Origin of the sequence: Reinekea marinisedimentorum (assembly GCF_004341165.1) — a bacterium.
Lineage (GTDB): Bacteria > Pseudomonadota > Gammaproteobacteria > Pseudomonadales > Natronospirillaceae > Reinekea > Reinekea marinisedimentorum.
This window is the reverse complement of the sequence record NZ_SLZR01000012.1, coordinates 30,092-43,204: the sequence shown is the minus strand read 5'-3', so window position 1 is coordinate 43,204 and position 13,113 is coordinate 30,092. Positions and strand designations below refer to the sequence as shown.

Below are 13,113 nucleotides of genomic sequence, written 5' to 3'. Positions count from 1 at the left end.
AGACCAAAGAGGAGCATCAGTATCGTGAAAGGCCAATGCCATTGCGGCAATGTGAAACTGGAAATCCCCGAAGTCACCGAAACCGGCACCAGCTGTAACTGCTCGGTATGTTCCCGTTACGGCGCCATCTGGGGCTACTTTACCAAAGCCGATGTCACCCTGACGATTGGCGATGGCGGGCTTTCATCCTATTGCTATGGTGATAAATCCATCAGCTTTAATTTCTGCAAGGTTTGCGGTGGCCTGACGCATTATTCCAGCACCACGCACGGTGCCGGTGAGCGCCTGGCGGTGAACTACCGAATGTTCGGGCCGGATGTGTTAGAGCAGATTCGAATTCGTCACTTTGACGGTGCCGCTACCTGGAAGTATCTCGATTAAGCCGGCTCAGTCTTCGTGCTTAAAGGCTTCGGGCTTTTCAATGGACGTGGTTTGGCGATCCAGCGTACCCACATCCAGCACCGGCGCTGCGTCGATATGCTGCGCATCCATCATGTGGGCAATACGCTGCAGCGAGGCAATAATCATGGTTTGCTCCCACTCCTGCAAATCACCGAACTGACGGGCAAACTGCTCCTGCAGCGGTGCCGGTGAATCTTTCAATACAGCGTTACCGCTTTCGGTAAGCAACGCAAACACCTTTCTTTTATCGGTTGTTGAGCGCTCACGCTCCACCAGCGATTTCTTTTCCAGACGGTCAATAATGGTCGTTACCGTGGCCTGACTTAAACTCATAAAGCCTGCCAGCTCACCAATAGTTTGACTGCCCTTATCCCTCAGGGTTTGCAACAGCAGCAATTGCGGTGCCGTGAGTCCGGTGGTTTTTGCCAAATACTTGGAGTGCAGATCGGTGGCCCGAATGACCCGCCGCAACGCCACCAATACCTCATCTATTTTTTCCATCGGTCATCCCTAAAAACGTTGAGTACTAAACATTAATTATAGGGAGGGCGTAAAAACCTAAGCAAGAACTTTGTTTATATTTAGATATCAATGCTTTTTACAGCTAACACCCATCAAATACTGTCACTTTTCTTTAATATTAATTAGTGTACAATGCTTTTCCGAACACTAACTGATCGATTTTTATGCTTTATAATGCATTTTTAGCTTGAATTACCATTTTTAGCCCTTAGTTATTATTTAGAGCACGAAATATTAGGATTATATTAAATAGATGTCTAAGTTAGTAACGCTAAGCGTCCCCCACAGTACCGATGGAGCCTTAGTGAACAGGCTGGTCGCCGGATGCCAGCCATTGGATCGAAATTCGGTGTACTGCAATCTGCTGCAATGCGACCACTTTGCCGCCACCTCGGTCATTGCCAAAACAGACGACGGTGACGTTGTCGGCTTTATCAGTGGCTACCGCGTTCCGGAGCGCAACGACAGCCTGTTTATCTGGCAGGTTGCCGTTGATGAAAGCCAGCGCGGCACTGGCCTGGCCACCCGCATGATCCAATCCATCCTGAGCCGTCCGGCGATGTCGGGCATTCGCTACATCGAAACCACCATCACCGAGAGCAACAAGGCATCGTGGGCGTTGTTTACCCGCCTTGCCGACCGCCTGAGTGCGTCGTTAGAGAAGTCTGAATATTACGGCTCACTCACGCACTTCCAGGGCGAGCACGACAGCGAAATGCTGGTGCGTATTGGCCCTGTCTCACAGAAAAAAAACCGGAGAGAGAAATGACAGTTTTTGAAGAAATAGAATCTGAAGTACGTTCGTATGCACGTTCATTCCCCTGCGTCTTTAACCGCGCCAAGGGCGAGCTGCTTTGGGATGAAAAAGGCAATCAGTATCTCGATTTTCTGGCCGGCGCCGGCACGTTGAACTACGGCCACAATAATGAAAATTTCAAGGGTGCACTGGTCGAATACATCACCAACGATGGCATCACCCACGGCCTGGATATGTACACCAAGGCCAAGGCTGAATTCCTGGAAACCTTTAACGAGGTGATTCTGAAGCCGCGCGACCTCAACTATGTTATGCAGTTCACCGGCCCAACCGGCACCAACGCGGTAGAGGCTGCATTGAAGCTGGCCCGCAATGTCACCGGCCGGGAAAACATAATTTCATTCACCAATGGTTTCCACGGCGTCAGCATGGGCGCGCTGGCAGCAACGGGTAACTCGCACCACCGCGGCGCCGCTGGCGTGAGCCTTTCCGGTGTCAGCCGCATGCCCTTCGATGGCTACCTGGGTGACGATGTCGACACCAACGCTTACCTGGACAAGGTACTTTCAGATTCTTCCAGCGGCATCGATAAACCTGCGGCTGTAATCGTAGAAACCGTGCAGGGTGAAGGCGGTGTGAATGCGGCCAGCTTTGAATGGCTGCAGGGTCTGCAGGCCGTGTGCACTAAGCACGATGTGCTATTGATTGTTGATGATATTCAGGCCGGCTGTGGCCGTACCGGCACCTTCTTCAGCTTTGAAAGAACCGGCATTAAACCGGATATCGTCACAATGTCGAAATCACTCAGCGGCTACGGCCTGCCGTTCGCCGTTGTACTGATGAAGCCAGAGCTCGACCAATGGAAACCGGGTGAACACAACGGCACCTTCCGTGGCAACAACCTGGCCTTTGTGACGGCAAAGGCAGCGCTGGACCATTACTGGCGTGACGATGCCTTCACTAAAAGCATTCTGCAGAAAGGTCAGTACGTTGAAAAACGCCTGAAGGCGATGGCCGAGCAATACAGCGAAGGCGTATTCAGTACCTGTGGCCGTGGCATGTTCCAGGGCATTAACTGTGTGGATGGCGACATTGCATCGCAGATCACCAAAGAGGCCTTTGCCAACGGCCTGATCATTGAAACCAGCGGCGCTGAAGATCAGGTGATTAAAATCTTCTGCCCGCTCACCATCAGCGAAGGCAACCTGAAGCGCGGCCTGGATATTCTGGAAAAATCTGTCCAGAAGATCTGCCTGAAGACCGACGAACTGCCGGATGAAAGCTGCTACTTCGACCACGTACAGGTGGACGAAAACGTAAAGTGGGTCAGCTAACGCTTTCTTTACCCGACACACCATCGAATACACGCATGGCGGCAGACGGCCGCCGTGCAGGATTTTATTATTTTAAGGATTAAAAATGATTGTAAGAACCCTGCAACAGGCCGAGAAAGACGGCCGCAAAATTATTTCCCCCGACGGTAACTGGGACAGTACCCGCCTGCTGCTGAAAGACGACAACATGGGCTTTTCGTTTCACATCACCACCATTTACAAGGGCGCTGATTTCCAGATGCACTACCAGAATCATTTGGAATCGGTGTACTGCATCAGCGGTGAAGGTGAAATAGAAACCCTGGCCGACGGCAAGGTTTACCCCATTGCACCGGGCACTGTTTACATTCTCGACAAACACGACAAACACGTTTTGCGCGCCTTTAGTGAAATGAAAATGGCCTGCGTTTTTAACCCACCTTTGAATGGTAAGGAAGTCCATAACAAAGACGGTGCCTACGAACTGACCGCAGAAACTATTTAAGGAAACAGGATGCACACGGTAGAAAAAATTGGCGGCACGTCGATGAGCGATTACGACTCCGTCCGTGACAACATCATTTTAAAACCTGCCAACCCGGCAAGCCGATACCAGCGGATTTTCGTTGTTTCGGCCTATGGTGGCATCACCGATAAATTACTCGACCACAAAAAGAGCGGCCAACCCGGCGTTTTTAAACTGTTTGCCAACAGCATCGAAGACGACAGCTGGCTGACGGCTCTGAATGCGCTGCGCAGCCAACTGCACGAGCTGAACGCGACGCTCTTTGCGGAAGACGAAACCAGGCTACGCAAGGCCAACAGCTTTGTGAATGAGCGCTTAGTGGATGCGCAGAAATGCCTGCTCGATCTGCAAAGCCTGTGTCGTCACGGCCACTTCGCATTAGAAGCCCACCTGCACACCGTACGCGAAATGCTGGCCAGCATTGGTGAAGCGCACAGTGCCTTTAACATGGCAACGCTGTTAAAACGCGACGGTATTAATGCCCGCTTTATCGACCTGACCGGCTGGCAAACGGATTCTCACCTGAGCCTGGATGAGCGCATCGAAAACACCTTTAAGGGTGTGAACCTGGTAACCGAGCTGCCCATCGTGACCGGCTATGCGCATACCCGCGAAGGCCTGATGACCCGCTTTGACCGCGGTTACAGCGAGATGACCTTCAGCCGTATTGCGGTACTGACCAGGGCGCATGAAGCAATCATCCACAAGGAGTTTCACCTCTCCAGTGCCGACCCGCGCCTGGTTGGCGAACAGAACGCCGTGCCGATTGGCCGCACCAATTACGACGTTGCCGATCAACTGGCCAATCTGGGCATGGAAGCGATTCACCCGAAAGCAGCAAAAGGCCTGCGCCAGCACGATATTCCGCTGCGCGTTAAAAACACCTTTGAACCGGAACATTACGGCACCCTGATTACCGGTGACTACGTAAGCGATAACCCCTGCGTGGAAATTATTGCCGGCACCAAAGGCGTGTTCGCACTGGAAGTTTTTGATCAGGAAATGGCCGGCCGTCTGCACGAGTACGACCCGAAGATCGTTTCCATTATCAAAGAGTTTAAAGCACACATCGTTTCAAAAGACATTAATGCCAACACGGTGACCCATTACCTTTCAACCAATCTGAAAACGGTTAAGCGCATCCGCAAAAAACTGGAACAGCAGTTTACCGAAGCAGAGATCGACCAGAAGAAGGTTGCTGCGGTTTCGGCCATTGGTTCCGATTTAAAAATGAAGGGCCTGCTGGGTAAGGCGACCACCGCCATCGCCGAAGCTGGCGTCAGCATTCTGGCCGTGCATCAGTGTATGCGCCAAGTGGATGTGCAGTACATTGTTGAAGAAGACGACTACCACAAAGCGGTTAAGGCACTGCATGCCTCACTGGTGGAAGTTCATAATCATGGCAGGGCGATATGTCTCGCATCATAACACTCAGCCTGTTCGCACTGCTCCTGCCACTGTTTGCTCTGGCCGAAACCACCACGCAAACGGTGCAGGAGCAGGCCGATGAAACCGTGGAAGCGCTCGATGAATCACTTTATACGCCCTTTATTGAGCGCTATATCCTCGACGAGCTGAAGGCTTTGCGCACGCAAATGCTGGCTCAGCGCAATGAGCTGCAAAAGCAGATTCTCGATCGCGAGCACCAGTCGGTAGACCGGGCAGTCACTTACGCCACCGATACCGTCACCTACTTTTTCTACCTGGTAGCGGCGGCCTCGTCCATTCTGGTGATTGTCGGCTGGACTTCGATCCGCGACATCAAAGAGCGCATTCACACCTATGCCAACGATGAAATCACCAAGCTGATTACCGAGTATGAAAGCCGCCTTGGTGCCATAGAAAAGCAGCTACTGGCGCGCTCCCGGGATATTAAAGAGAACCGAGAGGAACTGGAGACCACACGCGAAGTTCAGTCGCTTTGGCTGCGTGCGCAACAGGAGCTGAACCCGTCCAGTAAGATCCGTACCTACGATCAAATTCTTTCAATCGACTCTGAGGATATTGAAGCCATCACCTACAAGGCCGATGCCGTGTTGGAACTGGGTGAACCTCAGTGGGCAGTTAACTTGTGCCAGCAGGCGCTGGAAAAAGACGAGCAGAACGCCCATGCGTTTTACCAACTGGGTTGTGCCTATGCGCAGCTGGGCAACGTTGAAGAATCCATCCGCTGCATCAGGGCTTCTATCGAACAGAACGAAAGCTACCGTGAAGAGGTTCTGAAGGAAGAATTCTTAGCCAACATTCGTGAGTTGGAAGAATTTAAAGAACTGTTCTATCAGGTTGCCGCAGGCGATCTCCACTCCGAAAAAAACTAATCACTCCGTTTAAAACAGAAACCAGATAAATAACTCAAAACAGGCTCTTAAAAGATGACCGTTAAGTTAGAAGTAAAAGGGTTGTACAAAATTTTTGGTACACGCCCTGCGAAAGCAATGGCTTTACTCAAACAGGGTAAAGACAAAGACAGTATTTTTGAATCGACCGGTATGACGGTGGGTGTCAAAGATGCCAGCCTGGCCATTAATGAAGGCGAAATTTTTGTCATTATGGGGCTGTCCGGCTCTGGCAAATCGACACTGGTTCGCCTGCTCAACCGGCTGATTGAACCCTCCGCCGGTGAGGTTCTGATCGATGGCGAAAACATTCTCAGCATCAATGAAAAACAACTGCGCGAGGTTCGCCGCAAGAAGATCGCCATGGTGTTTCAATCGTTCGCGCTGATGCCCCATATGAACGTTCTGGATAACACCGCCTTTGGTCTGGAGCTGGCCGGTGTAACCCTGGAAGAGCGCCACGCTAAGGCGATGGAATCGTTAGCGCAGGTCGGTCTGGAAAACCATGCCGAAAGTTACCCCGATGAACTTTCCGGCGGCATGCAACAGCGTGTTGGTCTGGCACGCGCGCTGACCAACGACCCGGACATCCTGTTAATGGACGAAGCTTTTTCCGCGCTCGACCCGCTCATTCGAACCGAGATGCAGGATGAGCTGATCCGCCTGCAATCTGAGCAGCAACGCACCGTCGTGTTTATCTCGCATGATCTCGATGAAGCCATGCGCATTGGCGACCGCATTGCCATTATGCAGGGCGGCGAAGTGGTCCAGGTAGGCACGCCCGATGAAATTCTCAACAAGCCCGCCAACGATTATGTGAAGTCTTTCTTTAAAGGCGTGGACGTTGCCAACGTGTTCAGCGCACAGGATATTGCCCTGCATACCCAGGCCACCCTGATCAAAAAAGACACCGATAAAGGCCTGCGCACCGGCTTGCGTATGCTGCGCGATCACGACCGCAGCTTTGGTTATGTGGTGTCTAAAACCAATCAGTTTTTAGGCGTGGTTTCCGACGACTCGCTGCACAGCATGCTGCAGAAAGATGCGTCACTGGAAAGCGCCCTGCTCGATGATGTCACCCCGGTGAATGCACAAACGCCGATCAGCGAAATTATCAGCACCGTGGCGCAAACCGCTTGCCCGGTGCCTGTAGTCGACGACAACGGCAAATACAAAGGGTACATCAGTCGTACCCGTCTTCTGGAAACACTGGATAGGGAGAGCGCGTAATGGCGAATAACGATCAGGCATCCAATCCGTGGGCAACGACCGAGCCTGTTGCCGATGCAGCCACAGCTGACCCGTGGGGTGCAAATACCTCTGCCGATGCCGGCAGCTTTATGTCGGCCGGCGACCTGCAGACGGACACTCAGTTTTCACTGGCCAACCCGTTTGAGCATGAATTAATTCCGCTGGAAAGCTGGGTAGAAACCGGCATCGACTGGCTGGTTGGCAATTTTCGACCGTTCTTCTCAATGATTAAGGCCCCGGTCGATGCCACGCTGACGACGGTCGATGTCGCCTTTAATGCGGTACCGCCGCTGCTGATGATCGTATTGCTGGCTCTGCTGGCATGGCAGTTGACCGGCCGTAAAGTGGCCATCGGCACGCTGCTGGGCATGACCTTCATCGGCGCTGTAGGCGCCTGGCAAGAGGCCATGACTACGCTGTCGCTGGTCGTCACCTCGGTGCTGTTCTGCATGCTGGTGGGTATTCCCGCCGGTATTGGTATGGCCAGCAGTGACCGCGCCGCACGCATCGTGCGTCCGCTGCTCGATACCATGCAAACCACACCAGCGTTCGTTTACCTGGTGCCGGTGGTGATGCTGTTTGGTATCGGTAATGTGCCGGGTGTTGTGGTCACCATTATTTTTGCCATGCCTCCGGTCATACGTCTGACCAACCTGGGCATCCGCCAGGTTCCGGAAGACCTGATAGAAGCCGCCAATTCCTTTGGCGCCAGCAACGCCCAAAAGCTGTTCAAGGTTCAGCTACCTTTGGCCATGCCCACCATTATGGCCGGCGTTAACCAAACCCTGATGCTGGGCCTTTCTATGGTGGTGATTGCCTCGATGATTTCCGTTGGCGGCCTGGGGCTGATGGTTCTGCGCGGCATTGGCCGTTTGGATATTGGCCTGGCCACCGTTGGCGGTATCGGCATTGTCATCCTGGCTATCGTGCTTGACCGCATGACCCAATCGCTAGGTCAGGATGCACGCGGCCGAGGCACCCGTCACTGGTATCAGGCCGGACCCGCCGGCGTCATTTTCAACCTTGTTGCCAGCAAAAGGCTGGCAACGAAACAAACGAGTAAAACTCAACTGAAGGAGCAAGCATGAACAGAGCAATGTTAGTGGCTGCAATTGCAACCACCCTATCCGTGAACTCAATGGCCGATCACCACCTTCCCGGCGAAGGCGTCGAGGTAACTCCGGTTCAGAGCGCCATTGCTGAAGAAAGCTTCCAGACCATTATCATCAACAAAGCGCTGGAAAAACTGGGCTACGATGTTCAAAGCATTAAAGAAGTCGACTACAGCGCCGGCTACACCGCCATTGCCAATGGCGATGCCACCTTCATGGCAGTGAACTGGTACCCGCTGCACAACAGCATGTACGAGGCGACCGGCGGTGACGATGCCTTCTACCGTGAAGGCACTTACATCAATGGTGCAGCGCAGGGTTACCTGATTGATAAAAAAACCGCCGATCAATACGGCATTACCAACATCAACGATTTTCAGGACCCGAAAATTGCCGCCCTTTTCGATACCGATGGCGACGGTAAAGCCAACCTCACCGGCTGTCAGGCAGGCTGGGGCTGTGAGGGCGTAATTGAGCACCAGCTGGATGCCTTTGAACTGCGCGATAACATCAACCACAATCAGGGCCAATACGCCGCGATTATTTCCGATACCATTGCCCGCTACCGCAATGGTGAGCCTATTTTTTACTACACCTGGACGCCCTACTGGGTATCCGGAATTCTGTCGCCGGGCAAAGATGTAGTTTGGCTTGAAGTCCCCTTTTCGGCCAACCCCAACGGCACCGATACCGCCCTGCCGAACGGTAAAAACTACGGTTTCGACATCAACCAGGAACGCATTCTGGCCAACAAAGCCTTTGCCGAAAACAACCCGGCTGCGGCTAAGCTGTTTGCCGTTGCCAAACTGTCTATTAACGACGTAAGCGCCGAAAACATGCTGATCGCCAACGGTGAAGACTCACCAGAGCAGATTGAAGCGCATGCCGATAACTGGATTAAGGCCAATCAGGCCCTATTTGATTCATGGATTAAACAGGCCATGGAAGCCGCCAGGTAACCTCAAATTACCGGCCAAGCCGCCCCGGCCGGGGCGGCACCCCCTCACAACGGCAATTTTGGCCCGCTCAATGCTGTAATCAACCATTGATAGAATCAATAGACGGTTATTTTGTGTGGAATATTCCCCTCAGCTCGTCTGTAATCAATAAAACTCTGCGTTTACCGATATATAAATAGTCTACTATAAACTAACTAATGCAGAGCCCAGGGTTACGCGCTGAACAGAGTATTCAGATGCGTCCGGTTGTATGCTTTCGGAGACGCAATATGCCAATTAAACCAGCGATGGTGCAGTGCCTGCTCATTTTCTTTTTTTTCCTAAACCAGCCAGTTGCTGCCGAGTCGGTGGCCAGCTACCCGGAAGGCTGGGAAACCTGGCCAATCGTTAAAGAAAGCATGACCCTGCCTGCGGATACCGTTTTACCGCCCGATACATCGCTGTTTATTCAGGAATCCGTTAAGGCCTATAACTGGATCAATGAAGGCCGCGGCTCAGCACTGACCATACGGGTCCACCCCGATAAACTGGAACAGTACCAAAGCCATGGCCACTATACCGATGGCCCTACCGTTGTCGCTGTTTCTGAGGTTGACGGCATCATTTGGGTGACCGAGCACATAGCGGGCATCGCCATTTATGGCAGTTACAACCGCAAGGGCGAAGATGTTTCCGAGATGCACCCCACGCTCGACCCAGACTTCTGCCACGGCTGCCACAACACCTACCAGGATATTTGTATAAACGGCACCTGCGCGGAGCCGGTCCTGGAGATATTCGGCAGATAGTAGGCACCCGAACAAACACATGAACAGATTGCTCCGGCCCCCCAAAATCAACCAGATGCTATTTTTTTCACATCTGTTTCTGGTACTCACTCTCATAGTGGGGATGAGCTATTCACGCTATCAAAGCGAATGGCATACCCGTGTAGACAATGCCGCCACAATGGCCAAACACACCCTGCTGCCACTGGTGACGGATATCTCCCAGAGCATTTCCGGCCGCGCCTACAACAGCCTGCTGCTGCCGAATATGCGCAACAACCTCTTGGCGATTGATTCGCTGATCTATCTGGATATTCAAGGCATTTCTGATTACAGCGAAATGCCCATGCAGGTACGCTATTACCGGCCCAATCAATTGATTTGGCGGGCCGATGTCAGTCTGGAAGAAATCGTGTCGGCTGAACAGGAAATGATCCGACTGCAGATATTGCATCAACAGGTTGATACCGACGATGCCGTGAAGCGCGACAAGATGTTCTACCTGCTACAAAAAGCCATTGCCGACCATCAGTCTATTTTGAACAGCCATAACCTTGAAAATACCTTCCATGCACCTTGGGCGGAGCCGGCAATTTCCAGGGATGAAATTCATTTGGATGCACAGACCAAAACCATGCACATTGTAATGCCATTGCAGAACCAGAAAGGCGGCAGACTTTGGGCGGTTTTTGATTCCACCAGCCTGTTCACACTGAAGCAACAGGTGTGGCGGCACGTTTTAGGTGAAGCCGCTATTGCATTGGCCATTTCGACGCTACTGATATTCTGGGTAACCCGGTGGATTGTTGCTCCGCTGCGCCGCCTGGCCGTATTTATGGATCAGGATCTGGAAAAAATAGAATTATCTGAACTGCCAGAACAAAACCGTGAGGATGAAATTGGTATGCTGGCCAGCCGCTTCGGCAATCTGGTCAGCAATATTAAAGTGCAGCTGAATATCCTGAAGAAGCAATCCGACACCGATGCCCTGACTGGGCTGGGTTCGCGCTACCGCTACACCAACATTGCTGAAAACTACATGGCTGAAACGCTGGCTGCAAAAAAATGCTTCGGTCTGCTGGTCTGTGATATCGATAACTTCAAAGCCTACAACGATCTTTATGGCCACGCGAAAGGCGACGAAGCGCTGTCTTCAGTTGCCGCTGCAATGACCAGCTCATTGGGCACCACCGACTTTGCTTTCCGCATCGGCGGCGAGGAATTTGTGGTACTGCTGCAGGCATACCAACCGAGTGATATCTACACCACCGCCGAGCGAATACGCCACACACTATTGGCTCAAAGAATACAGCACCCCGGCAACCCGCAAGCAGGCGTTTTAAGCCTATCTATCGGGGCGATTGCCGTAGAGCGGAAGAGCCGCAGCGGCAATGCATTGCGCTTGAGTGAGGTATTTGAACAGGCCGACAGCCTGCTATACAAAGCCAAGGCTGAAGGCCGTAACCAGGTTGTGTTTTTACAGCACAATTATAAATAGCCTGCCCATGATCACCTGCTTCGTACACAGCACGCCGCAGATAATGAGAAGAAGGTTTGCGCCGAATGGCGTAACCCGGAACCTTCAACCTTAGGAAAAGAGCAGGCCTCGGGTGCGGGCAACGTTCCGCTCCCAAACCTTTGATATCGTCTATTGCTCTGACCTGGCACAGGCGAAGCAAACAGACAGTCAGGCACATACCTGACTGTTTGACCCTAATACATATAAGAGCCCAATTTCATTTGCTTTGAAAACCGGGCTGCAGCCTGTTCTGGCGTCATTTCCTGATCACTCAAAAACTCATCGATAACTTTTTGCGACTCCATACGGACATTCTCAGAAAGTGTTTGCGAAGGTGTCGGTAATAAATGACCACGGATATCAGCGGCATCGAATTCATTCCGGCTGCGTACCGCGCATTCATCAAAGCCTGCCAGCGAAACATCCTTTCTTGCCGGTATGGAGCCCTTTGCTTTATTGAAAGCGGATTGGAATTCAGTGCTCATCACGGCGCTTGCCAAAACCCTTTGCGCCTGAACATCAGCTTCATCTTTAAGCCTGAACATAGCCAGCGTATCCAATGTGTACAAGAATTCATCCTGTGTGCCGGGGAAGGCTTGGCAGGCAAAGTCTTTATCTGGCGTCATACCCGCACTCAGAAACTCACCTTTTGCCCAATCACCCATAAACTGAAACGCAGCTTCTCCCTGAATGACCAGCTCTGTCGCCCGGTTCCAGGAGGTGTTGTTATCGTAAAAGAAGTAAGGCTGCAGCTGACGCAACACTTCAAACACCGTCACCATTTCCGGGCTTTTGGCTGCTTTAAAGTTCTTTTCAACAAAGAGCTTCTGGTAAAGATCAGCCCCCCCTACCGAGAGCACCAGCGACTGAAAGGTAATATAAAGCTGCCATTGTTCATTGCCTTGTGCAATCACCTGGTAGCCGGCATTTCGCAGTTGCTCGGCCACTTTAAAGAACTCCTGCCAGTTGGCCGGAACCGTTGCCCCCACATTATGGAGCAGGCTCAGGTTCGCCCACATCCAATTTATCCGGTGGATATTGGCAGGTGTTGCAACGTAAGATCCGTTAAATTTAACGGCATCGGCAACGACAGCCGGCAGGTTTTGATCCCAGCCTTCCTCAGCGGCGAGGCTGTTTAAATTTTGCAAAAAACCTAACCGCGCCCAACGTGTAATATCAAGCCCTTGCGACAGAGCAGACGTGGGAGGATACCCGGTTAGCACACGTTTTTTCAGACTTTCACCCGCGTTCTCGCCGCCTTCTACGACAAAATCCTGCCAGGTGTGCCCCTGCTGCTGAATCATATCCTTTAAAACATCAACCGCTCTGGATTCGCTCGGCGACGTCCAGAAGTGCAGCACCTCCACCACTTCAGCCTGGGCAGGTGGTGAAATTATGAAAAGTGTGAGTAGCATTGTTGTAATCAATCGCATGGCGGTACCTTTTATTTTTTGAATTATCAGTAAGGCCAAACAAGTAAAATCCCAAAAAACAGCAATACCGGCAACTGTCCGTCTCTTTGCTATTTGTAAGCACTGGAGTACAAAACCATGACCGGAAATAGCTTCTAGCGTCACTCCCTAACGAGCTCGTTTGACTTAAAAGCGGTTCTTTTTTGCTATGGGTTTCGATGCATACGGCTCATCGCA

The 13,113-nt window shown here is 51.9% G+C and carries 13 protein-coding genes; 11 read left to right on the top strand and 2 right to left on the bottom strand.

From position 1 onward, the window contains the following. Positions 1 to 24 precede the first annotated feature (24 nt). Positions 25 to 381, top strand: a complete 357-nt coding sequence (locus BCF53_RS13610) for a GFA family protein (RefSeq protein WP_207902738.1) — start codon at positions 25 to 27, stop codon at positions 379 to 381. 6 nt (positions 382 to 387) lie between these two features. On the opposite strand, the gene BCF53_RS13605 is transcribed toward BCF53_RS13610, so the two are convergent. Further along, on the bottom strand, positions 388 to 903 hold the full coding sequence (locus BCF53_RS13605; protein WP_132702289.1) for a MarR family winged helix-turn-helix transcriptional regulator: 516 nt from the start codon (positions 901 to 903) through the stop codon (positions 388 to 390). A 274-nt stretch (positions 904 to 1,177) separates the two neighbouring features. Here BCF53_RS13605 and ectA point away from each other — a divergent pair, with 274 nt between their 5' ends. The 10 genes from ectA (at position 1,178) to BCF53_RS13555 (ending at position 11,443) form a co-directional block, all read left to right on the top strand. Further along, positions 1,178 to 1,693: a diaminobutyrate acetyltransferase gene (gene ectA / locus BCF53_RS13600; RefSeq protein ID WP_132702288.1), complete on the top strand. Its 516-nt coding sequence runs from the start codon at positions 1,178 to 1,180 to the stop codon at positions 1,691 to 1,693. After that, positions 1,690 to 3,015: a diaminobutyrate--2-oxoglutarate transaminase gene (gene ectB, locus BCF53_RS13595; RefSeq protein ID WP_132702287.1), complete on the top strand. Its 1,326-nt coding sequence runs from the start codon at positions 1,690 to 1,692 to the stop codon at positions 3,013 to 3,015. The genes ectA and ectB overlap by 4 nt, the downstream gene beginning before the upstream one ends. Positions 3,016 to 3,100: 85 nt before the next feature. After that, complete coding sequence (locus BCF53_RS13590; protein ID WP_132702286.1) at positions 3,101 to 3,499, top strand: ectoine synthase; 399 nt, start codon at positions 3,101 to 3,103, stop codon at positions 3,497 to 3,499. A gap of 9 nt (positions 3,500 to 3,508) precedes the next feature. Beyond that, complete coding sequence (locus BCF53_RS13585; protein ID WP_132702285.1) at positions 3,509 to 4,948, top strand: aspartate kinase; 1,440 nt, start codon at positions 3,509 to 3,511, stop codon at positions 4,946 to 4,948. After that, positions 4,933 to 5,838 carry a TPR end-of-group domain-containing protein gene (locus BCF53_RS13580; RefSeq protein WP_207902737.1) on the top strand — a complete coding sequence of 302 codons (906 nt, stop codon included), beginning with the start codon at positions 4,933 to 4,935 and terminating at the stop codon, positions 5,836 to 5,838. Before BCF53_RS13585 ends, BCF53_RS13580 begins: the two co-directional genes overlap by 16 nt. 54 nt (positions 5,839 to 5,892) lie before the next feature. Beyond that, positions 5,893 to 7,086, top strand: a complete 1,194-nt coding sequence (gene proV, locus BCF53_RS13575; protein ID WP_132702284.1) for a glycine betaine/L-proline ABC transporter ATP-binding protein ProV — start codon at positions 5,893 to 5,895, stop codon at positions 7,084 to 7,086. Next, positions 7,086 to 8,195 carry a glycine betaine/L-proline ABC transporter permease ProW gene (gene proW, locus BCF53_RS13570; RefSeq protein WP_132702283.1) on the top strand — a complete coding sequence of 370 codons (1,110 nt, stop codon included), beginning with the start codon at positions 7,086 to 7,088 and terminating at the stop codon, positions 8,193 to 8,195. The genes proV and proW overlap by 1 nt, the downstream gene beginning before the upstream one ends. Beyond that, a complete protein-coding gene (gene proX / locus BCF53_RS13565; protein WP_132702282.1) occupies positions 8,192 to 9,178 on the top strand; it encodes a glycine betaine/L-proline ABC transporter substrate-binding protein ProX in 987 nt (328 codons plus the stop codon). The genes proW and proX overlap by 4 nt, the downstream gene beginning before the upstream one ends. Positions 9,179 to 9,447: 269 nt before the next feature. Further along, positions 9,448 to 9,966, top strand: a complete 519-nt coding sequence (locus tag BCF53_RS13560) for a hypothetical protein (RefSeq protein WP_207902736.1) — start codon at positions 9,448 to 9,450, stop codon at positions 9,964 to 9,966. 55 nt (positions 9,967 to 10,021) lie between these two features. After that, the gene (locus tag BCF53_RS13555) at positions 10,022 to 11,443 is read left to right on the top strand and encodes a sensor domain-containing diguanylate cyclase (RefSeq protein WP_165901920.1); all 1,422 of its coding nucleotides are present in this window, start codon (positions 10,022 to 10,024) and stop codon (positions 11,441 to 11,443) included. Positions 11,444 to 11,658: 215 nt separating this feature from the next. Here BCF53_RS13555 and BCF53_RS13550 read toward each other — a convergent pair whose 3' ends face one another. Next, entirely contained in the window at positions 11,659 to 12,897 is a 1,239-nt protein-coding gene (locus tag BCF53_RS13550) for an ABC transporter substrate-binding protein (protein ID WP_132702280.1), read from the bottom strand. Positions 12,898 to 13,113 lie beyond the last annotated feature (216 nt).